Source organism: Streptomyces sp. NBC_00654 (genome assembly GCF_026341775.1).
GTDB lineage: Bacteria > Actinomycetota > Actinomycetes > Streptomycetales > Streptomycetaceae > Streptomyces.
This window is the reverse complement of record NZ_JAPEOB010000004.1, coordinates 271,338-294,281: the sequence shown is the minus strand read 5'-3', so window position 1 is coordinate 294,281 and position 22,944 is coordinate 271,338. Positions and strand designations below refer to the sequence as shown.

Annotated in this window: 13 protein-coding genes and 1 pseudogene; 8 read left to right on the top strand and 6 right to left on the bottom strand. The window is 67.4% G+C overall.

What is annotated here, in order from left to right:
- Positions 1 to 6: 6 nt before the first annotated feature.
- From OHA98_RS39480 to OHA98_RS39470, 3 genes are all read right to left on the bottom strand, one after another.
- Positions 7 to 9,429, bottom strand: coding sequence for a non-ribosomal peptide synthetase (locus tag OHA98_RS39480; protein ID WP_266932984.1), 9,423 nt, complete (start codon positions 9,427 to 9,429; stop codon positions 7 to 9).
- Complete coding sequence (locus OHA98_RS39475; RefSeq protein ID WP_266932983.1) at positions 9,426 to 11,378, bottom strand: ABC transporter ATP-binding protein; 1,953 nt, start codon at positions 11,376 to 11,378, stop codon at positions 9,426 to 9,428. Before OHA98_RS39475 ends, OHA98_RS39480 begins: the two co-directional genes overlap by 4 nt.
- A gap of 780 nt (positions 11,379 to 12,158) precedes the next feature.
- Positions 12,159 to 13,244, bottom strand: coding sequence for a bifunctional 2-polyprenyl-6-hydroxyphenol methylase/3-demethylubiquinol 3-O-methyltransferase UbiG (locus OHA98_RS39470; RefSeq protein WP_266932982.1), 1,086 nt, complete (start codon positions 13,242 to 13,244; stop codon positions 12,159 to 12,161).
- Positions 13,245 to 13,632: 388 nt separating this feature from the next.
- Here OHA98_RS39470 and OHA98_RS39465 point away from each other — a divergent pair.
- From OHA98_RS39465 to OHA98_RS39440, 6 genes and pseudogenes are all read left to right on the top strand, one after another.
- A pseudogene (locus OHA98_RS39465) lies at positions 13,633 to 13,748 on the top strand (IS5/IS1182 family transposase); the annotation flags it as partial.
- A gap of 405 nt (positions 13,749 to 14,153) precedes the next feature.
- Positions 14,154 to 14,726, top strand: coding sequence for an adenylyl-sulfate kinase (gene cysC / locus OHA98_RS39460; protein WP_266933041.1), 573 nt, complete (start codon positions 14,154 to 14,156; stop codon positions 14,724 to 14,726).
- Positions 14,723 to 15,628 (top strand): sulfate adenylyltransferase subunit CysD, encoded by a 906-nt coding sequence (gene cysD, locus OHA98_RS39455; protein ID WP_266932981.1) that lies wholly within the window; start codon positions 14,723 to 14,725, stop codon positions 15,626 to 15,628. Before cysC ends, cysD begins: the two co-directional genes overlap by 4 nt.
- A 3-nt stretch (positions 15,629 to 15,631) precedes the next feature.
- Positions 15,632 to 16,903: a sulfate adenylyltransferase subunit 1 gene (locus OHA98_RS39450; protein ID WP_266932980.1), complete on the top strand. Its 1,272-nt coding sequence runs from the start codon at positions 15,632 to 15,634 to the stop codon at positions 16,901 to 16,903.
- The gene (locus OHA98_RS39445; protein ID WP_266932979.1) at positions 16,900 to 17,637 is read left to right on the top strand and encodes an ABC transporter ATP-binding protein; all 738 of its coding nucleotides are present in this window, start codon (positions 16,900 to 16,902) and stop codon (positions 17,635 to 17,637) included. The genes OHA98_RS39450 and OHA98_RS39445 overlap by 4 nt, the downstream gene beginning before the upstream one ends.
- A complete protein-coding gene (locus OHA98_RS39440) occupies positions 17,624 to 18,487 on the top strand; it encodes an ABC transporter permease (RefSeq protein ID WP_266932978.1) in 864 nt (287 codons plus the stop codon). Before OHA98_RS39445 ends, OHA98_RS39440 begins: the two co-directional genes overlap by 14 nt.
- Positions 18,488 to 18,615: 128 nt before the next feature.
- Here OHA98_RS39440 and OHA98_RS39435 read toward each other — a convergent pair whose 3' ends face one another.
- Together OHA98_RS39435 and OHA98_RS39430 are read right to left on the bottom strand one after the other, a co-directional pair.
- Positions 18,616 to 19,740 (bottom strand): HAMP domain-containing sensor histidine kinase, encoded by a 1,125-nt coding sequence (locus OHA98_RS39435; RefSeq protein ID WP_266932977.1) that lies wholly within the window; start codon positions 19,738 to 19,740, stop codon positions 18,616 to 18,618.
- Positions 19,733 to 20,428, bottom strand: a complete 696-nt coding sequence (locus OHA98_RS39430; protein WP_266932976.1) for a response regulator transcription factor — start codon at positions 20,426 to 20,428, stop codon at positions 19,733 to 19,735. Before OHA98_RS39430 ends, OHA98_RS39435 begins: the two co-directional genes overlap by 8 nt.
- Positions 20,429 to 20,514: 86 nt before the next feature.
- Here OHA98_RS39430 and vanY-N point away from each other — a divergent pair, with 86 nt between their 5' ends.
- Both vanY-N and OHA98_RS39420 read left to right on the top strand, forming a co-directional pair.
- On the top strand, positions 20,515 to 21,018 hold the full coding sequence (gene vanY-N / locus OHA98_RS39425) for a D,D-peptidase/D,D-carboxypeptidase VanY-N (RefSeq protein WP_266932975.1): 504 nt from the start codon (positions 20,515 to 20,517) through the stop codon (positions 21,016 to 21,018).
- Between the two features lie 127 nt (positions 21,019 to 21,145).
- Entirely contained in the window at positions 21,146 to 21,349 is a 204-nt protein-coding gene (locus tag OHA98_RS39420) for a hypothetical protein (protein ID WP_266932974.1), read from the top strand.
- A gap of 36 nt (positions 21,350 to 21,385) precedes the next feature.
- Here OHA98_RS39420 and OHA98_RS39415 read toward each other — a convergent pair whose 3' ends face one another.
- Complete coding sequence (locus OHA98_RS39415) at positions 21,386 to 22,351, bottom strand: ParB N-terminal domain-containing protein (RefSeq protein ID WP_266932973.1); 966 nt, start codon at positions 22,349 to 22,351, stop codon at positions 21,386 to 21,388.
- Between the last annotated feature and the right edge of the window lie 593 nt (positions 22,352 to 22,944).

Sequence of the window (22,944 nt, the reverse complement as noted above, 5' to 3'; positions counted from 1 at the left end):
ACTGTCCTACCGGTGGTCGAACTCGGCCTCGAATTCGTCGATCTCCTCCTGGTCCAGGTCGAGGAGGTCGACGCCGGATGTGATGTCTCCGCCCGCAGCGGGATCATCCGCGCCCAGCTCTACGATCGTCGCGATGCCCGCAGGCGTCCGACGATCGAACACCTCCCGCGAGCCGAAGACCATGCCGTCACGGCGGGCCCGCGCCGCCAGTTGCATCGAGAGAAGCGAATCCCCGCCCAGCTCGAAGAAGCTGTCGTCCGCACCGACCCGCGGCAGACCGAGCACCTCGGCAAACAGATCGCACAGCATCCGTTCGACCTCTGTGACCGGCTCCCTGTCCGAAACGCGTCCGCTGAAGTCCGGTTCCGGCAACGCCTTGCGGTCGACCTTCCCGTTCGATGTCAATGGCAGCGCCTCGAGCACCACCACTGCCGCCGGCACCATATATTCCGGCAACCGGGCCGCCAGACCCTCGCGCACCGCGACGGCATCCACTGCGGCCTCCCCGGCAGCGGTCACATACCCCACCAGCCGTTCGCCGGCATGACTGGCGCGGACCACCACCACCGCCTGGCCCACCGACTCCTGCGCCACCAGCGCCGCCTCGACCTCACCGGGCTCAACCCGGAACCCCCGCACCTTCACCTGGTCATCGACACGACCGACGAAGACCAGCTCTCCTTCCGGGTTCCACCGGACCAGATCCCCAGTCCGATACATCCGCTCACCGGAACCGAACGGATCGGCTACGAATCGAGCCGCGGTCAACCCCGCTCGGCCCAGATATCCCCGGGCCACACCCACACCAGCGATATACAGCTCGCCCACCGCACCCGGCGGCACCAGACGCAACCACGAATCCAACACGAACGCCCGCGCGTTCGCGGTCGGATACCCGACCGGCGGAATCTCATCACCGACCGGAATGTGCCGACCGATCGTCATGGCGATGGTGGCCTCGGTCGGCCCATAGGTGTTGATCATCCGGCGCCCGGGCGACCACCGATGCACGAGTTCAGGAGGACACGCCGCCACACCCAGTACCAGGCATGGCAGTACCGACTCGGGTGATTCGGGAACGGTGGCCAGCACGGGGGGCGGGATCAACGCATGGCTGATCTCCCGGTCGGCCAACACCTCGGCCAGCTCTCCACCGGCCACAACACCCTCAGGCGGAACCACCAGTGCGGCGCCGCCACCGATCGCCATGAGCAGTTCCAGCACCGAGACATCGAAACTCGGCGATGCCAACGCCAGGACCCGGCTCCGTGTGGTCAGATCCAGCCGCTCGGCCAAGCTGCCGGCCAAACTGGCCAGACCGGTATGGCTGACCACAACGCCCTTGGGTTCCCCGGTGGAGCCGGAGGTGTAGATGAGGTAGGCCGCATTTTCGGGCACAGCCCGCAACCGCACCGGATCGGTGGGGTATCCGCTGACCTCGCGCACCACCGACTCGTCCACCACGACCGCCGGTTGCGCGTCCGCGAGGATGTAGTCGATGCGCGCCTGGGGGTAGTTCGCATCGATGGGTAGCCAGGCGGCGCCGGCTTTGGTGACACCCAGCACGGCGACAACCAGTTCCAGGCAGCGAGGCAACATGATCGCGACCCGGTCCTCGGGTCCGATGCCGTGGTCGATGAGCCAGTGGGCAAACTGGTTGGCGCGGACATCGAGCTGGGCGTAGGTCAGCGACTGGTTCTCGAACATCGCCGCAGTCGCCTCGGGGGTGGCGGCGACCTGCGCGGCGAACATCTCCGGCAGCGTCTGTGCCGGTACCTCCGCCGCGGTGTCATTCCACGCCCACAGCTGTTGCCGTTCGGACTCGGTCAGGATCGGCACCACGGACAGCGGCACCTGCGGAGCAGCGACCAGGGCTTCGAGCACCTGCGTGAACCGGTCCAGCACGGTATCGGCCTGCGCGGCGGTGACCAGCTCCGGCTGGCGTTCCAGCCGCAGCTGCAGGCCGTTGTCCGGGATGGCCGTCAGTGCCAGGGGGTAGTGGGTGGAATCGGCATCGGTCACACCCCGCACACGCAACCGATCCGGTCCTGCGTCGGCAGCTCCGTCATCGCTTGCGGCAGGCTTGGGGTAGTTCTCGTAGACGAAGAGGGTGTCGAACAGCTGCCCAAGTCCGGCGGCCTGCTGAATGTCGGTGAGCCCGAGGTGGTGATGAGCGAGCACCGCTGTCTGCTCGCTCTGCAATCGCCGCACCAGCTCGGCAAAGGTGTGCTGCGGCTGCATCCGTACCCGGACCGGGACGGTGTTGATGAAGAGTCCGACCATGGTCTCGATCCCGGGAAGCTCGGCCGAGCGCCCGGACACCACCGACCCGAACACCACATCGTCGCGACCGGTTATCGCCGCCAGCACCACTCCCCACACCGCCTGCAGCAGTGTGCTGACCGTGACGCCGAACTCGCGGGCCCTCGCCGCCAACGCCTCGAAGAACGCCTCGTCCAGTGCGGTCCATGTCTGTTCGGACATCTGGACCGGCACCGGCCGGTCCGCCGCGATCAGAGTCGGCTCCGGCAGGCCGGCCAAAGCGTTGCGCCATGCGGCGATGGCAGCGTCCCGATCGGTTTCGCTCAACCAGGCCAGGTACTGCCGATACGGCGTCACCGGCGCCAGCGCGAGCGGATCCGCTCCGTTGCCGTACAGCTTGAACAGTTCATCCAGCAGCAGGTGTATCGACCAGCCGTCGAGCAGGATGTGATGCGAGGTCAGCACCAGCCGGTACTCGTCCGGACCCACCACGATCACCGCGAACCGCAGCAGCGGGGGCCGGGCGAGCTCGAACGGCCTTGCCCGTTCGGCCGCGGCCACCACCAGCGCTTCGGCTTGCGGATCTACCGATTCCGTCACGTCCACCTGGGTCAATGGCACCTCCACGGTGCCGGCGATCACCTGGTAGGGGGCCCCGGCGGCGCTGTGCCGGAATCCGGCACGGAGATTGGCATGCCGATCCAGCAGCCCGCGCACCGACTTCCGCAGCAGCTCCATATCCAGCGGACCGGTCAGGTCCAGCACCGCCTGTGCGGTGTAGACATCGACGCCGTCGCGTACGTAGCCGGCGTGGAAGGCCAGCCCGTGCTGCAACGGTGAGAGCGGCAGCACCTCGGCCAGTCCACCGGCACCCGAGTGTTCGGCCTCAAGGGCCTCGATCTCGTCCTGCTCCAGGTCGACGAGATCGAAGTCGGATGCGGTGTGTCCGCCTGCGGCAGGGTCATCCGCCTGACGGGCCAACCCGGACAACATGTCCAGCCATGCCTGGCCCAGTCGTTCGATCTCGGCCTCGTCGAGCAGATCGTCCGGCCATTCCAGCGTGAGCGTCAGCTCCGGACCGTCCGGCAGGTCCTGGACGATCGCGTTGGCGTCCACCGCGTGCGGCAGATCCGTGCTCGCATCCATCGAACTGCCGATGTCCCCGGCCAACTGCCACGCCCGCACACCGTTCTGGTCACCGACAGCGAACCGGCCCAGGTAGTTGAACCCGATCTGGGGCGACGGCAATGCCGCCAGAACCGGCCCGGTCTCACCGTTGAGATGGCGCAACAACCCGTAGCCGAGCCCATCGCCGGGCACCGCCCGCGACTGCTCCTTGACCACCTTCAGCAGGCGCCCGGCCGCCGAACCACCGGACAGCACATCCGCCAGGTCGATCCCCGCCACATCCAGCCGCACCGGATGCACGCTGGTGAACCAGCCCACTGTCCTGGACAGATCCATCCCGTCGACGGGATGACGGCCATGGCTTTCCACATCCACCAACAGCGCGTCCCCGCCGTGCCACCGCGCCACCGCGCCGGCCAGCCCGGCCAGCAGGACTTCATGCGCCCCGCAGTGGAACACCCCCGGAGCCCGCCCCAGCAGCACCGACGTCTCCGCCTTCGGCGCGACCCACGACCGCGAGCGCACAGCACCGCCCGCGTCCCGGCCCGTGGTCAGCCCACGCGCACCGAACGGCTGATCCTCCTGACCGACGATCGCCTCCCACGCCGCCAGCTCACCGACGCGCTCCGCGGAGACCGCCCACTCCTCCAACAGACCTGCCCACCGCCTGAACGACACCTCCACGGGTTCCACCACCGGATCCCGCCCGGCGGCCACCGCCTCGCAGGCGGCCTGCAGGTCCGGCAGCAGGACCCGCCACGACACCCCGTCGACCGCCAGGTGATGCACCACCACCACCAACCGGCCCAGCCGATCCGGCCCTCCGTCCACCCATACCGCCTGCACCACCACACCCGCCGCGGGATCGAGCCGCTCCACCGCACCCCGCGCGGCGTCCTCCACGACCTCGTCCAGCCGACGTCCGGCAGCCTCCACGCGCGTAACCAGGCCGGACGGATCCACCGACCCCGGCTCACCCACCACCAACCGGCCCGGCTCCACCCGCACACGCAACATGTCATGCGAATCCACCAGCGCCGCCAGCCCCGCGGCCAGCACATCCTCCGTCAAGTCCGGCGGCGCACCCACCACCGCCCACTGGGCGAACCCTGCCCCCACAACCCCATCCCCCAGCATCCGCATGACCGGCGTCCACTCGACGCCACCCACACCATCAGCCGCGGGGGAACGATCACTGTGCGGCAGCGTCGATTCCGCCGCCAGCCGCGCGAGCCGCTCCGGCGTCCTGCACGCGAAGACATCCCGCGAGGCGAACGTCAGACCGGCATGCCGCGCCCGCGACGCCAGCTGCATCGAGAGGATCGAATCCCCACCCAGCTCGAAGAAGCTGTCGTCCGCACCGACCCTGTCGAGACCAAGCACCTCGGCAAAGAGGTCGCACAACACGCGCTCGGCCTCCGTGACCGGCTCCCGTCCAGCGGTCGCAGCGGCGAAATCGGGATCAGGCAGCGCGCCCCGGTCGATCTTCCCGTTCGCCGTCACCGGCAGCGCGTCCAGCACTATCACCGCCGCGGGCACCATGTGCTGAGGCAACCGGGCGGCAAGCCCCTCGCGCACCGCGCGCGGATCGATGTCGCCCGGTGAAACATAAGCCAGCAGCCGGTCCGCGCGGACGGTCACCGCAGCTTGGGAGACCCGTGGGTGGTCGGACAGGACAGACTCGATCTCGCCGGGTTCGATCCGGAATCCACGGACCTTGACCTGGTCATCGGCCCGCCCTGCGAACACCAGCTCACCCTGGCTCGTCCAGTACGCCAGGTCCCCTGTCCGGTACATCCGCTCACCGGGGGCGAACGGATCGGCCACGAACCGCTCCGCAGTCAATCCCGCGCGACCCAGATAGCCGCGGGCCAGCCCGATTCCGGCCACGTACAGCTCACCAGCGATCCCCGGCGGCAGGGGAAGCAGGAACGCGTCCAGCACATAACAACGGCCCCCCGCGATCGGCGTCCCGATCGGGACCACATTCCGGCCCGCCGTCAACGGCGTACTCATCGCCGCGCATACCGTGGCCTCGGCAGGCCCATAGGCGTCGATCAGCCGCCGCCCCTCCGACCAGCGATCCACCAGGCTCGGCGGACAGGCCTCCCCCGCCACTACCACCGTCTGCAGCTCGTCCGGCAAGGCGTCGGCTGTGCCCAGCACAGACGGCGGAACCGTCACGTGCGTGACCTGCCACCGTTCCAGCGCCTCGGCCAACGACACCTGCGGCGGCAGATCCCGCGCCGGCGCCATGACCAGCGTCGCCCCCGACAGCAATGCCATCAGCACCTCCGACACCATGGCGTCGAAGCCCAGCGCCGCGAACTGCAGGACCCGTGACGACGGCGACACACCGAACCGGTCGATCTGCGCCGCCGCCAGATTGCCGAGCCCCGCGTGGGAGACGACGACCCCCTTCGGAGCGCCCGTCGACCCCGACGTATACATCACGTACGCCGCGTCACCCGGACCCACCTGCGGCAGCCCCGCGTCCGAGCCCCCCGCCAGATCGACGTCGCCAACCACTACCAGCCGATCCGCGAACTTCTCCGGCACCGCCGACCGTGTTGTTCCCACACACACCACCGACACCGGATCCGCGTCGTCAAGAATCCACTTCACGCGTTCGGCCGGATACGCCGGATCCACCGGAACGAACGCACCACCGGCCAATGACACGCCCAGTATCCCGACCAGCCACCACGACGACCGCTCCACCACCACGCCCACCCGGCGCTCCGGCCCGACCCCGCGGGCCCGCAGCACAGCGGCCAATCCCACCGCCCGGTCCCACAATTCCCCGAACGACAGCTCACCCTCACCGTCCACTACCGCCACGTCGTTCGACCGCTCCGTCACCACCCGCCTCACCAAGGCCGGCAATGACTCCCCCACCACCAACGCCGGTTCCGGGTCGTGCGCCTGGCCCTCAGCCACACCGACCCGCCCCACCAGTCCGGACGGATCAGCGACCAGCGCGGCGAGCGCGTCAACGAACCACTGCAGAGCCGACTCGGCGACGCTCTCCCGGATCTGCCCGTGCCAGTAGCTGAGCTGGATCCGGAAACGATCTCCCGGGATGATGCCGAGGGTCAGCGGATAGTGGGTCCCCTCGACCGTGCCCAGATACGTGAATTGGCCTGCGAAGTCGCGCGGATAGTTCTCGAACACCAGCAACGTGTCGAATGCCGCGCCGGAGCCGGCCGACTTCTGGATCTCCGGCAGCCCCAGATGCTGATGCGGGATCAGGGCCGCCTGCCGGTGCTGCAACCCGGCGAGCATGTCCATGACCGATTGCCCGCCGTCCAGGGGCACCCGGACCGGCACCGTGTTCATCATGAGGCCCGGCATCGACTCCACCCCCGGTAGCACCGCGGGACGACAGGCGACCGTGGCGCCGAAGACCACATCGGTCCGCCGCAGAAGTCGCGCCAGTACCAACGCCCACGCACCCTGTACCACCGTGTTCAGCGTCAGCCCGTGGTCGCGGGCCAACCGCATCAGCCGGGTGTGAAGATCCGTCGGCAGGTGGACGACGCGGTGGTCGTAGTCCGCCGCGGAGGCCGCCGTCGCGACCAGCGCCGGCTCGTCCAGACCGGACAGCTCCGCCCGCCAAGCCGCACGTGCCGCGTCCTTGTCCTGCCGGTCCAGCCACGCCAGGTAATCCCGGTAGGAGGCCGAACCCGCCCGTTCCGGGAGCTGCCCACCGGCCGTGTACGCCTCGGCCACCTCGTTGAGGATGACCGCCACCGACCAACCATCGATCAGGGTGTGGTGAATGACGACCAGCAGGCGGTGGCAGTCCTCCGCGATCCGCATCAGCACCAGCCGGGCCAGCGGAGCCTGGGCGAGATCGAACCGCTTCTCCTGTTCCCGTTCGACCAGGGCGTCGACGGCCGCATCGACATCGCTCGCACCCGTCAGATCCACCTCCTGCCACGGCAAGGTGACGTGCCGGTGGACGACCTGCACCGTCTTGCCCGACGGGAGTCGGTGGAAGCTCGGTCGAAGCTGGGGGTGCCGAGCGAAAACCGCTTCCCACGTGGCCCGCAACCGGGCCGCGTCCAGCGGTCCGTTCAGCTCCACGAGCCAGTGCACCTGGTAGATGTCGCGACCCTGATCACCGAGCCCCTGATCATCGAGGGTCGACTGGAAGACCAAACCCTCCTGGAGCGGTGCCAGCGGCCAGACCTCCTCCGCCTCCGAATCGGCGATCGCCGGCTCCGCCTTGTCCTCCGCGGTCAGAGCGATCAGCGGCTGGTCGACGGGGCGATCCGCCGGTACGGCACGCGCCGCGGCCGCCAGCCGTGCGGGGGTCTGCTCCTTGAGGATCTGGGCGGGTGTCAGCAGCAGGCCGGCTTTGAACGCACGTGCCGCCAAGCGCATCGCACCGATCGAATCCCCGCCCAACTGGATCAAGCCGTCGTCGACACCGACTCGTTCCACGCCGAGCATCTCGGCGAAGAGATCGCACAGGACGCGCTCCGCCTCGGTCACGGGTTCACGGCCGGTGGCATTCGCCTCGAACTCGGGCGCGGGCAACGCCGCTCGGTCCACCTTGCCGTTGGCGGTCAGTGGCAGCGCGTCCATCACGATCACAGCGGCCGGAACCAAGTACTCCGGCAGTTCCGCCCCGAGGCGCTCGCGGATGAGATCGGGATCCGCGTCCCCGTCCGCCACCACGTAACCGATCGGGCGCCCATCGATCGCCACCAGCACGGCGTCGTGGACGCCCGGCTGAGTCATCAGGGCGGCCTCGATCTCGCCGGGCTCGATCCGGTACCCGCGGATCTTCACCTGGTGATCGACCCGGCCCGCGAACAGCAACTCACCGTCCGCGGTCCACTGGGCGAGGTCCCCGGTCCGGTACATCCGCCCACCCGTCACGTGACCACCACCCCCCTCGGCGGCACTGTCGGGTGCGTACGGATCCGCCACGAACCGTTCCGCCGTCAGACCCGGCCGGTTCAGGTAGCCGTCCGCCAGACCGGCACCGGAGAGGTACAGCTCACCGACCACACCCGGCCCCACGGGCCGCAGCGACTCGTCGAGCACGTGAGCCCGGCGGCCCGACAGCGGCCGTCCGATCGGCAACGTCGGCCCCATCACGTCACCTGGTTCGAGCACATGCCACGTCGCCCACACAGTCGCTTCGGTCGGGCCGTACATGTGCCGAATCCGCGCTCGCGGACAGGCCTCCCGCACCCTTTGCACCGCGTGCGCGGGCACCAGGTCACCACCGGTCTGCACCTCACGGAGCCCCGCGAACGACTCCGGCGACTCCTCCGCCACAGCGCGGAAGTTCCCGGCGGTCAGATACGCCCTCGTCAGCCCGGCCGCGACCAACTCCCGCAGGCGCTGGGCATCCACCGGCCCCGGCCCGGCGATCATCACACGGGCGCCCCACGCCAGCGGCACCCAGATCTCGAACATGGAAGCGTCGAAGGCGTACGGCGCGTGCATGAGGACTGCGTCGCCGGGTTCCATCGCCCAGCCGGAACTCTCCACCAGCTCCACAAGGCTGCGATGCGGGATGGCCACCCCCTTCGGGGTACCCGTCGAGCCGGAGGTGTACATCACGTAGGCCAGATCGCCCGGGTGCACGGTGACCGCCGCCGCGTCGCACGCACCGTCGTCCGTGGCAGTGTCCAACTCGAGCGACTCGATCCCGTCCGGTACGCCGTCGCGCGCCGCGACCGAGCACACCATCAGGGACACCTTTGCATCCGCCACCATGAACGCCACCCGCCGCGCCGGATAGGCGGCATCCACCGGCACGTACACCGCCCCCGCCTTCCATGCGGCGAGCAGCGCCACCAACAGGTCGGCCGAACGGTCCATCATGACCGCGACGCGGTCGCCGCGGCGGATGCCCCGACTGATCAGGCGCCCGGCCAGCCGGCCCGCGTGCTCGTCGAGTTGCCGATACGTCAGAACCCGATCACCGTCGACGACGGCCACCGCATCGGGCGTCCGGTCGACGTGCGAGGCGAACAGCTCCATCACCGTCGGTGTGGCTTGCGCTGTGGAATTCATCGTTCTCCTTCACGAACCACCTGATGCACCGACCGGAGTGCGTTGTCCGGTCCGAGCCCCGTCCCGAGTTCGGTGGGCTCGGCGCCGTTGCTTCCCGGCATGACGAACTGCGTGTGATAGAGCTCGGCATAGAGGCCACCCTCGGCCAGCAACTCCTCGTGCGTCCCGTGCTCGCAGACCCGTCCGTCGTCGATCACGAGAATCTGGTCGGCCTCGCGGATCGTGGACAGCCGGTGGGCGATCACCAGCGAGGTACGGTTGCGCAGGGCGATCTTGAGTGCCCGCTGCACGGCGGCCTCCGACTCGGAGTCCAGGTGCGCGGTGGCCTCGTCCAGCACGACGACCGAGGGTGCCTTCAACAGCAGCCGGGCAATGGCCAGTCGTTGCTTCTCCCCGCCCGACATGCGGTAGCCACGATCGCCCGAGACGGTGTCGAGCCCACTGGGCAGGGATTCGATCAGATCCCAGATCTGGGCCCCTTTGCATGCCTCGATCACCTCGTCCTCGGTGGCGGTCGGGCGAGCGTAGAGAAGGTTCTCCCGGATCGTGTCGTGGAACAGGTAGGCGTCCTGGCTGACCACCCCTACCGTTTCGCGGAGCGAGTCGAAGGTGAGGTCCCGCAGGTCGTGTCCACCGACGCGTACGGTCCCGGAGTTCGCGTCGTACAGCCGGGACACCAGGTGAGTCATGGTGCTCTTCCCCGCGCCGGACGGGCCGACGAGCGCGGTGAGGGTTCCGGCCTGCACGTGAAAGCTCACGTCGCGCAGGACATCCGGCATCACTTTCCCGCGCTCGCGATCGGTCCGCAGATGCTCCAGAGACGCCAGTGAGACCTCGTCCGCGGTGGGATAGCGGAACGACACATTCTCGAACTCGATGTCCGGCGCCACGTTCTTCGCGAGCGCGACCGCATCGGGGCGTTCCTGGATCAACGGCTTCAGGTCGAGCAGTTCGAAGACCCGGGAAAAGCTCACCACGACGGTCTGCGCGATCTGCTGCATCCCGGACAGCTGCGTGATCGGCCCGAACAGTCGCTGAAGCAGGGTGGCGATGGCGATCAGCGTGCCGAGCTGGAAGGTCCCGTCGAGCACGAGCCCGCCACCGACCCCGTAGACGATCGCCGTGCCGAGCGAGGCCATCAGCGTCATCATCACGAAGGCCATCCGGCCCCAGACGGAAAGGTTCACGCCGATCTTGCGGATCCTATTGGCACGATCCGCGAATTCGGCCATCTCCTCGTCCGGACGGCCGAAGAGCTTGGAGAGCATCGCCCCTTGTACGTTGAACCGCTCCTGCAGCTGTCCGCCGAGGCCGGCGTTCTCGTCCATCTGCCGTCGGGTGCGCTGCTGTATCACCCGCCCCACGCGAACCCAGGGCACGATGAATATCGGAACCAGCGCCAGCGTGATGACGCCGACAAGCCACGACAGGTAGAACAGCTCGGCCAGCACCACCACGACCATGACCGCACTGGTGGCCGCCATCAGCAGTCCGCTGAACTGCTGCTGCACCATGATGAGTTCAGTGTGCAGCCGGCCGACCAGCACCCCCGTCTGGGTGCGGGTGAAAAACGCGAGCGGCAGCCGCCGGACGTGGTCGAGCGCCTGGACCCGGAGGTCGTAGGTGACCACCTGCCCGATCCGCCCGGAGATATAGGCGGACACCAGCGACAACCCCGCGCCCAGCACGGCAAGTCCGGCGGCCAGGCATGCCGTCACGATCACCACCCCGTGATCGTTCTTGACGATTCCGTTGTCGACAAGCTCCCTCAGCAGCAAGGGAGTTGCGGCGACGGTAAGCGCCTCCATCGTGGCAACTACGACGAAGAGCGCCACCATGCGGATGTGCGGGCGAAAGTAGGCGAGCACTCGGCGCACCGTCCCCGGGTGGATCGTGGTCTGCCAGGGATCGGAATCGTCATCGCTCTTCTTCACCCCCTGATAGCGCATCACCATCTCCACGCAGGTGCCCCTCTCACACAACTCACGAAGTCAGCGAGCCTCAATCGTGCTGAATCACGTCGATGTCCACGAGTGAACAGTGAGTCCAACTGAAGACTTCTGGCACTTGGACGCATCTGCCGGCATCTGGGCCGCACGGCCGCCGCAGCACGGGGGACCACCGCGATCACCCTCTCGACCCGGGGCTCGTCGGCTTGCCGCCGTGAACCTGCGCGCGAACGCGCACCGGGCCGCGGACTCACGCGCGGACTGCTCCCCCTCGCACCGCCGGCACGGGGTGCATGTGCAGGCAGTCACCGGGCGGCCGGCATTCACCTTCGTGCTGGCAGCCCGGAACAAGCCCTGGTCCTGATCCCGAGGGTCATGCCGCCCAAGGCCGAACCGGTCGACCCGGACTGCTACACCTTCGTCGGTTTCTGCCCGTTCGAGACCCTCTGCCGGACCCCGTGGCGGCCACCCGGTTCATGGACGCGATGGGGGGCCTGAGCTGTGTTCCGTCACGGCAGTTGGCGGCGACGGCGGCTGGTCCAGGGGCAGGCGGCCATGGAACAGCTCTTCGGGAATCGGGCATACACGGTGCAGTGGCGGAAGCGGGATTCATCGAGTGCGAGGTGACCCAAGGGCTGGCCCGTAATCCCTGGCGGGCGCGCGGCGTCAGGGATTACGGGACAGCCCTTGGCAACACGCGACAGCGACGCTCGGCCGGTGTCCCCGCCGAGCGCCGCGAAGGCCGACACTGGGCAGGATGACGCCGGCCCGCCCCGGACCTTACTTCCTTGCGACGATGCAACTGGCCACAGGATAGTCCGGGTGGTATGTGCTCAATTCCAGGGCGTCGAGTTCCTCGGCTGCGATACCCATGAGCGACGCGATGACACTCAGCGGATTGCCGTACTGGTACACGGTCTGTTCGGACCAGGCGCCGAACATCTCCCGCAACGCTGCTGGGAGTGGCCGCCAGTAGTCCTCGGGCGCGCCGTGCAGTCGTTGGGCGCTGGGAACCATGCAGTACGCTGTTCCGCCCTTTCGCAGCCATTGCCGCATGTTGTCGACGACCTGCCACGGGCGCGCGGTGTGCTCCAGAACGTTGAAGGCGATGATGGTGTCGAGGGAGTCCGCCGGGATGATTCCTGGATCCGCCGCGTCGCCGACCAGAGAGACTCCCGGGGCATCATTGATGTCCAGACCGCGGTATCCCGAAGTGCGGGTGAAACCGTAGACGTCCTTGTTGCCGTCGTTTCCGCCGATCTCCACGACATCTCCCTGAACGAGATCACGGATTTCCGCGATGAACTGGTTCAGGTAGTGACGGTCGATTGGGGTGCCCCGGGATATTCCGAAGTCCGGGCAGATCGGTGTCAGCCTGCGCAGCTGGCCCCATTCGATCTCGCCAATCGACGGTACCAGGAGGCCACGTTCCTGCAGTTCCGTGAAGAGTTCGCGAAAATTCGGGGTTTCTGGATCGTGGCTCAGGTTTCGCCGCATTCCCAGGGCCCGCAGCACCTGCCGGGTCGAACGGCTCTGTGCGGTCAGGTCCGCTGCCCGGACCATCTTCCGATCATCGCGCACGGTTAAAGTTCCACGCCGGGCGTGTATCGAGCAGGTGTTCCCACTGTAGCTGAGCTCATCCACAGCGGCTTGCGCGTCGGCCGCCAGCGGGGCTTTCCGCACTGCGGTGAACTGGGCTTCCGCCGCTGCGAGATCATGCTCGTGGAGCATGATATCCAGGATGAGCAGCATGTCCAGGGAGAGTGGAAATCCTTCCTCCCCGTTGACTGCACCCGCCTTTACGCACATCCGGTCGGGTTGTGCGGACAGCGCCACGGTGGAGGTGAACAGTCCGTTCTCTGGCATTGTGTATCCACTCCTCGCTATTTTTCCGACACCGTTGATCCGGCGCTCATAACCGGCCGGGCGCGTGGTCGTTCACGCTGCACGGGTGCTCCGGATTCCTGGTCTCTGGACCGATCCATATCCAAAAAATTCACGCCACTCTGAGGCGCACCGTACGGCAGACTCTCAACGTGCAGCAGATGCAGGCGGACACCGGCGACAACCCCGCGCCCAGCACGGCAAGCCCGGCGGCCGCATGCCGTCAAGACTCACGTGCCCCTCTCATACGACTCACGAAGTCAGCGAATCCCAATCGTGCTGAATCAAGTCGATGTCCACGAGTGAGCAGTGAGTCCAACTGAAGAATTCTGGTACTTGGACACATCTGCCGGCATCTGGGCCGCACGGCCGCCGCGGCAGCGAGGGTGACAGGCCACCCCACCTTTCGACCGCCAGGCATCCAAGCAGCGCAACACCGTCGAACGGTGCGTCAACAGGGTCAAGCGGTATCGCTGCGCCGCAACACCGCGCCTGCCGCGGCGACTTGACCTCGCGCCTGGACGCGGAGCTCAACGAGGCGTCGATGTATATGCTCTGTTCGCGCTTCAAGGGTCTGCCGACAGTGGTGATTGAGATGATGGCGCATGCCTGCCGGGCATCGCCTTCGATTGGCAGGCCGGGCCGACCAGGCCAATTTCCGCACCGACGACAAGGACAGCCTGCTCGACGGCTCACCGAGCCGCTATGAGTTGGCTCTTGACCGACGAAGGGCTGCGCGCCGACCGGGCCGCCACACTGCAGACCGCCCGCACGACGTACACGCCCGGGAACCGTACGGCTGCAGTGGGAGCCCTGTTCACCGACCCTCCGCCCTGGAGGCAGGTCCGATTGCCGGATGCGCGCATGACCGTGCCACCCCTGGGAGCCACAATGCCCGATACTGAACGACGAACTCGCACCGCCGCGCTCGACCACGGTGTCACCGTATGGCTGACCGGTCTGCCCAGTGCGGGCAAGACCACGATTGCCCACGCGCTCGCCGAACTGCTGCGTGCGAAGGGACGCCGGGTTCAGATCCTGGACGGCGACGAACTGCGCACCTACCTGACAGCTGACCTGGGCTTCTCCCGCGCCGACCGCGATGCGAATGTGCGCCGCATCGGCTTCGTCGCCGCACTCCTGGCATCCCACGGCGTGATCGTGGTGGTACCGGTGATCGCCCCGTATGCCGAAGCCCGTGAAGCGGTGCGCATGCGGCATGTCGCGGCGGGCACGCCGTACGTCGAGGTGCATGTGGCGACGCCGGTGGAGGTGTGCTCGGCCCGGGATGTCAAGGGACTGTACGCCCGGCAGGCGGCCGGTCGGCTGACGGGCCTGACCGGCATCGACGACCCGTACGAGACGCCGGACGCGCCGGAAGTGCGCCTGGATACGAGCGAACGGTCGGTGACAGCATCAGCGGCTGCGGTGCACGCGGATCTGGTGGAACGGGGTCTGGCATGAGTGACGAGTTCGACCTGGAGCACCTCGATGTCCTGGAGTCGGAGGCAGTGCACGTCTTCCGGGAGGTGGCGGGAGAGTTCCAACGGCCGGTGATGCTGTTCTCCGGCGGCAAGGACTCCATCGTCATGCTGCACCTGGCGCTGAAGGCCTTCGCCCCTGCCCCGCTGCCGTTCGCGCTCCTTCACGTGGACACCGGGCACAACTTCCCGGAGGTGCTGGGGTATCGCGACCGAGTGGTCGCTGAGCACAGCCTGCGCCTGCACGTCGCTTCGGTGCAGGAATTCATCGACAGCGGCAGGCTGCGCGAGCGCCCGGACGGCACCCGCAACCCGCTGCAGACGGTGCCACTTCTGCACGCCATCGAGACCGCGCGGTTCGACGCCGTCTTCGGCGGCGGGCGACGGGACGAGGAGAAGGCCCGTGCGAAGGAGCGGGTGTTCAGCCTGCGTGACGAGTTCGGCGGCTGGGACCCACGTCGGCAGCGTCCGGAGCTGTGGCACCTGTACAACGGCCGGCACGCTCCCGGCGAACATGTCCGGGTCTTCCCGCTGTCCAACTTCACCGAGCTGGACATCTGGCAGTACATCGCCCGTGAGGAGATCGAACTCCCGTCGATCTATTACGCGCACAAGCGTGAGGTGTTCCGCCGCGACGACATGTGGCTGGCCGCCGGCGACTGGGGCGGCCCGAAGCGCGGCGAGACCGCCGAGACCCGCCTCGTCCGCTATCGCACTGTCGGCGACATGTCCTGCACCGGTGCCGTCGACTCCTGTGCCGACACCGTCGAAAAGATCGTGACCGAGATCGCCGCCTCCCGGCTGACCGAGCGCGGAGCCACTCGCGCCGACGATCGCCTCTCGGAGACTGCGATGGAAGATCGCAAACGCGAAGGCTACTTCTAACCCATGAACAGCATCTCACTTCTGCGCCTGGTCACCGCCGGAAGCGTGGACGACGGCAAGTCCACTCTGGTCGGTCGGCTGCTGCACGATTCCAAGTCGGTCCTCGCCGACCAGCTCCACGCCATCGAGCGCGCCTCGATGAGTCGCGGTAAGCAGGGCCTGGACCTGGCGCTGCTCACGGACGGCCTGCGCGCCGAGCGCGAACAGGGCATCACCATCGATGTCGCCTACCGCTACTTCGCCACCGCTGTCCGGCGCTTCATCCTGGCGGACACCCCCGGCCACGTGCAGTACACCCGCAACATGGTCACCGGCGCCTCCACGGCCGAACTCGCGATCATCCTGATCGACGCCCGTACCGGCGTGGTGGAGCAGACCCGTCGGCACGCCGCCATCGCCGGCCTGTTGCGCGTCCCGCATGTGGCCCTCGCCGTCAACAAGATGGACCTGGTCGGGTACGACGAGGGTGTCTTCGCTTCGGTCGCCGCGGACTTCGTCGACTACGCCACCCGCTTAGGTGTGCCCGCGGTGACGGCCATCCCCATCTCCGCACTCAATGGCGACAACGTCGTCGAGCCCAGCGCCCGGATGAGCTGGTTCGCCGGTCCCACCGTGCTGGAGCACCTGGAGTCCGTGCGTATCGACCACGACCCGAGCCGTCGAGTGGCCCGTTTCCCCGTCCAGTACGTCATCCGGCCGCAGACCGCGGAGCACCCGGACTACCGCGGCTACGCCGGAAAGATCGCATCCGGTCTCTTCCACGTCGGCCAGCAGGTCACCGTTCTGCCGTCGGGACGCACCACCACGATCGCCGCGATCGACATCCTCGGCAAGGCCGCCGAGATCGCCTGGGCTCCGCAGTCGATTTCGATGCGCCTCGCAGACGACCTGGACGCCTCCCGTGGCGACGTGATTGCCCCGTCCGACCAGCTGCCCACGCTGACCAACGAGATCACCGCCACGGTGTGCCACCTCACGGACACGCCGCTCACCGCAGGCGACCGAGTGCTGCTGCGACACGGCACGCGTACGGTCGCCGCCAAGGTCAAGGCCATCGACTCCCGGCTCAACCTGGACGACCTGTCCCAGCATCCGCACCCGGAGCGACTCCTGGTCAACGACATCGGTGAAGTGGTGCTCCGCACCGCGGAGCCGGTCCCCATGGATGACTACGCCGTTTCCCGCCGCACCGGATCGTTCATCCTGATGGATCCGGCCGACGGCGCCACGCTCACTGCCGGCATGGCGGCCCACTCCCTCGGGTGGAGGCGGTGACGTCGGCGGAGGTCCACCTGGAGCAGGTGTCGAAGGTCTACGACGACAGCCCGGTCCTCCAGAACATCGATCTGCACCTGGCGCCGGGCGAGTTCACCTGCTTGCTCGGTGCCTCGGGCTGCGGGAAGTCAACGCTGCTGAACCTGGTGGCCGGCCTCGAGCTGCCCACGCACGGCACGGTGCTCGCGCCCGGCCGTCCCGCGCTGATGTTCCAGGACCACGCGCTGTTCCCCTGGCTGACCGCCGGGCGCAACGTCGAACTCGCCTTGCGCTTCGCCGGTGTGGATCGCAGTGCGTGGCGCACCCGGGCGGCCGAGCTGCTGCGGATGGTCCACCTCTCGGAGGCCTACGACAAGCCGATTCACCAGCTCTCCGGCGGTATGCGCCAACGCGTCGCTCTGGCCCGCGCCCTGGCCCAGGAAAGCAGGGTGCTGCTCATGGACGAGCCGTTCGCCGCCCTCGATGCCATCACCCGCGACCTGCTGCACGGGGAGCTGACCCGCATCTGGGAGGAACGGAAGCTCACGGTGCTGTTCGTTACGCACAACGTCCGCGAAGCGGTGCGTCTCGGCGGGCGGGTGATCCTGCTCTCTTCTCGCCCCGGTCGTATCGCCCGCTCCTGGGAAGTGGACATCCCGCATCCGCGCCGGATCGAGGACGCCGACGTCACCACCCTGACCCGGGAGATCACCGCAAGCCTGCACCAGGAGATCATCCGCCATGCCCGCACCTGAATCCACTGCCTTCGCGGCGGGCCTCGACACCCTGGAGGCGCAGCGGGTGCCCGCGGCACGGAGGTGGCCCCGTCGCACCGCTGCCCAGGCCGCGCCACCGCTGCTGGCCGTCACCCTGGTCCTGGCGCTCTGGCAGGCGGCCTGCCTTCTCGGCTTCTCCGACACCCTTCCGGCGCCGGCCGAGGTGGCTGACGACCTCGGCGCCGCCTGGAGAGCAGGCACGCTGCTGCCCGCTCTCGGCCATAGCCTGGCGCGCTGCTTGTTCGGTTTCATGGCGTCGGCGGTGATCGGCACCCTGCTTGGATTGCTGCTGGCGCGTGTCGGACCACTGCGCACCACGGTCGGCCCGGTCCTCGGAGCCCTGCAGTCGCTCCCCGCAGCGGCGCTGGTGCCGGTCGCCGTGATAGCGCTGGGAGAGTCCGAGTCTGCGGTGTACGCGGTAGTGCTCCTGGGCGCCGTACCTTCGATCGCCGTCGGCATACTGTCGGCCGTGCGGCAGATCCCACCACAACTGCTCCGCGCCGCGCGCACGATGGGCGCCACCGGGCGCGCCACCGCGACCCATATCCTGCTGCCTGCCGCCCTGCCCGGCTGCGTCGTGGCATTGAAGCAGGGGTGGACCTTCGGCTGGCGTGCGCTGATGACCGCCGAACTGATCACCTCGACCCAGCTGCCCGGGATCGGCCGCATGCTCGACGAGGGCCGCAACCAGCATGACTTCAGCCTCGTACTGGCCGCGGTGGTACTGATCCTGGCGCTGGGCACCGCGATCGACGTGGGCGTCTTCGGCCCGCTGGAGCGCCGGGTGCTGAGCCACCGCGGGCTGGCTCCGGACACGATGTCGGCTTGATGTCAGTGGACGTCAAGTCCGATCTTCCTCGGTTCGTGACCGCTGTCAGCTGGCGGACAACGGGCTAAGGGCTGTCCCGTAATCCCTGGCGGGCGCACGACGACAGCCCTCTGCGATCCGGACCTTCGTCAGGCCTGATCGCCATCCGTTTGTGTGTGCGCTGACGCGGCGGGCAGTCGCACCGTGACGCGGAGCCCGCCGGCGGGGCGGGGGGTGAGGGTGAGGGTTCCGTCGTGTGCTCGGGTGATGCTTTTGACGATTGCCAGGCCGAGGCCGACACCTGCGTGGTCGGAGTGCAAGCGTTCGGTGCCGCGCTGGAATGGCTCGGTGAGCTTCGACGCCAGCTCTGGGGTGAGGTTCTCGCCGGTGTTCTCGACAACGAGCACAACAGAGTTGGGGTGGACGCTGGTATTCACCCATACGACGCCCTGTTCAGGCAGGTTGTGGCCGATCGCGTTGTGCAGCAGGTTCGTGGTCATCTGCAGCAGGAGCGCCTGAGAGCCGATGGTGATGCTCATGTCGCCGGTGGTTTCGATGGTGATGCCATGCTTTTCCGCCAGAGGGAGGAGCGTTTCCGTGGCTTCTTCCGCCATGAGGGACAGGTCGACGTGTTTCCTGGTGAATGACCGCTGGTTGGCGCGGCTGAGCAGGAGCAATGCTTCAGTGAGGTCGATGGCCCGGGTGTTGATCACGCGGAGGCGCTCGACAAGCTCGCCGGTGTCGCGGTTCGGATCGTTGCGGGCCACGTCGAGAAGCGCCTGAGTGACCGCCAGCGGAGTGCGCAGTTCATGAGAGGCGTTGGCCGCGAATCGCTGCTGTTCGGCGACGTGGGCTTCGAGCTGCGCGAGCATGACGTCGAAGGAGTCGGCGAGTTCGCGGAACTCATCTCGGCGACCCGGTAGGCGGATCCGGTGGGAGAGCGGTCCATTGTTCGCCACCTTGCGTGTGGCGTCGGTAATGCGAATCAGCGGGGTGAGCATCCGGCCGGCCAGAATCCACCCGCCCACGAGACCGAACATCAGCAGGAACGCCAAAACTAGGATTCCCGCCGGGATGAAGACGACCGGTCCAAAATTGCTCGGGTCGAAGACGCGTAGGAAGTCGGTCCGATCAGGGACGCTCAGGCTGTCCGACCTTCCTCGCAGAAGAAACATCCACACGGCGGCGAGCAGCAGGGCGCCGGCGATCTCGAGGAATGCGGCGTAGCTGAGGGTGAGCTTGAGGCGGACACTCAGCCCTTGACGCCTATCCACGCTCCGCTTCCTGGTGATCGGCGTTCGGTCCTGTGTCGATGCGGTAACCGACCCCGGCCACGGTGGTGATCAGCCAGGGCTCGCCGAGGCGTTTGCGCAAGGCCGAGACCGTGATGCGCACCGCGTTGGTGAACGGATCTGCGTTCCCGTCCCACGCTCGCTCCAGCAACTCTTCTGCGCTGATGACACCGCCCTCGGCAGCGACGAGGACTTCGAGCGTAGCGAACTGCTTCCTGGTGAGCGCGATGTAGCGGCCTTCGCGGTAGACCTCGCGGCGGAACGGATCCACACGCAAGCCTGCGATCTCTCGCACAGGTGGTCTGTTGTGGGCGCTCCTGCGGTCGAGTGCTCTGAGCCTGAGCACGAGTTCTCGGAGTTCGAAGGGCTTGGTGAGGTAGTCGTCAGCGCCGAGCTCGAACCCGCTGGCCTTGTCGTCGAGCCGGTCGGCAGCGGTCAGCATGAGGATCGGCATGCCGCTGCCGGAGGCGACGATGCGTTGGGCGATCTCGTCACCGGTAGGTCCGGGGATGTCCCGATCGAGGACGGCGATGGCGTAAGTGTTGATGCTCAGCAGTTCCAGGGCGGTATCACCGTCCCCGGCGATGTCGGCCGCGATCGCCTCCAGGCGCAGCCCATCGCGGATGGCCTCTGCCATGTATGGCTCGTCCTCAACGACTAAAACTCGCATGGCCTCATGCTACGAGCCGGTGCATATCGCCGGCATATCGAAAACTGGATACGGGCTGACAACGTCATGCCCCCTCGAATGGAGGTATGAACGAACCACACATTATCCCGCCTCGGCCCCGTGACCGGCTGTTCGCCGTACTTGCGGTGGTGCTCGCCGTGCTCCTGCTCCCGGCTGCGTTCGTCCGCAAGCCCGGCCGCGCCCGTGAACTGGCCTGCGACTGGGCGTTGGGGATCCGTTTTCCTGCCGAGGATCTCACCGGGCTCACCGACGGTGCCAGGGCGGCGTTCACCGCCGCACGCGCCGGGGCTCTCTGGCGCCACGGGCAACTCATCGGCCTCACCTCGGGATACCGCGATCCCCTCGTCCAGCAACGGTTGTTCGACCAGGAGGTGCGCCGCGTCGGCTCAGTGGCCGCGGCCCGGATGCTCGTGCTGCCACCGGCGGAATCCAGGCACGTCAAGGGCACCGCGCTGGATGTGCGCCCGTACGAAGGCGCGCGCTGGCTCGAGGAACACGGTGCCCGCTTCGACCTCTACCGCATCTACGACAACGAGTGGTGGCATTTCGAGTACCACCCCGGACGCTGACTTGCCTCCAGCGACCCAGGAGATCCGCGATGCTCCGCAAGCTCGTTGACAGGGGCAGGTGCAGGCCGACGCCTCGCGGCCCCGGCACGAGCAAGTGGGCCGACTGGTGGCCGAACTCGGGAGCAACGTGCTGATCGCAGCCGGCGAAGGCGATCCACGGACCAGGGCACAGGAGGCCTCCGACGCGGAGGTCGCGGTGCACACGGTCGAGGACGCGGCCGGGACAGTCAGGGTGGCCACCGAGCTGATCGCGCCGGGAGACGTGGTGTTCGTCAAGGCTTCCAGCGAGTACGGGCTGGGTGCCTGCGCGCGTGAACCGGCCACATATTGAGAGGCGCCGCCTGCGGCGAAACGCTGCCGAGCGCGATCATTCTGCGGCCAGACTGGCCACCCTGTTCTCCAGGCGATCCGCGAACCCGGTCCAGACCCGGGCGTGCTCCCTGGCAAACTCGGCGATCACGCTGTACAGATGCGGCGGGACACGATGCAAGATCCTTTCCCACTCCTGCCCGTCGATGGAGTGCATGGCGAGCATGCGCAACAGAATTCGGCCAGTCTCGTTCAGCCGCAACGACGGATCGGCCTTGAGGCGCTCCAGCATCGCGAGACGATCTCGGTCCACAGCGCGGCCGAAGCCCGGCTCCGTGGGATGCAGTGGATGCGACTCGGCACGTAACCTCACGCTCCCGTCCGGGACCGGGCTCTCACCGCGCTCCAGCCGACCCCGCACATCCCGGACCGTCTCCGGTGAGATGCCGACCTGCTTGGCGACCTGCCGGAGCGAAAGGTCCGGATCACTGCGGATGAGCTCGGCAGCGAGTGTCCTCCGCCCCGAACCGTCGGCCGGACGGACGCGCCCATCCCGCCCGATCCTTGCCTCGGCTCCACTGTCTCCGCCGCGCCTACGCAGGTCGGCCACCGTGCAGGCCGAGATGCCGGTCGCCGAGGCCACCCGCCGATCGGACCACTGCGGATGCGTCCCGATGATGTGGACAGCCGCACGCTTGCGATCAGCGAGAGAGAGAGGCAAACCATGCCGTATGTTCGCCTCGACGGCCAGGACGAAGGCGTCCGATTCGGTGCCATCGACGAATCTTGCCGCGATTTTCGTATCGCCTCTGAGTCGTGCCGCCTTCAACCGGTGCAGGCCATCAACCACCCGCATCGTTGGTCGGTGAACGAGAATAGGCGGGAGCTCTCCCTCAATCGACAACAGTGTCTCGACGTGCTCCGTATCCTCACCTGAGGTTCGAGGCGAGGATACGGAAGTCAGGCGGGACAACTCGATTTCGACGACAGGGAGAGAAACTACGTCAAGGCTCGCCGTTTCCATGTGAACCCTCCCTCTCCGTATCTCTTCCTTTTCGAAACCGTTGCGGTGCGGTACAGAACTCATCGTTGCCACTACTCATCCGATCGGTGTCGATGGTGCAGACTCAGAATTTTCTCCGTGAAGGCAAACCGCACACACACCTTCACAGACTCCATCCAGGAGCCACAGGAAGGTGCTCCAACCTCAAGAGTTTCCGTTGAATACCGATGTTGTGGGATTTTCACAGGCAGGCGCAGAGGGAGCGACATGCGCAAATGTCCCTGCCCTGATGTTCACGTCTGCTCCTCGGCTGCCGCCGGTCATAGCGATACGGAATCAGGCGACTTCGCAATCACCCTGGGCGACCTAATCGACGGTGGCCTTCGCGACCTCGGACGGTGGGCGAAGGAGGCCTCGATGCCGATCTACCGGCTGACCGACATCGCCGAATTGGTCGGCGGAAACCATGATGGTCCGTCAGTAACCGGCGCGGCAGTACGCCACCGAAGAGGCAGGAGGCGAGCAACGGAACCACTGGCGCGACTGTGGAGCCGGCCAGCACATTCGGCGAGTCGCTCTTGCCGATGATGGAGGCAGTGAAGGCGACACGGAAC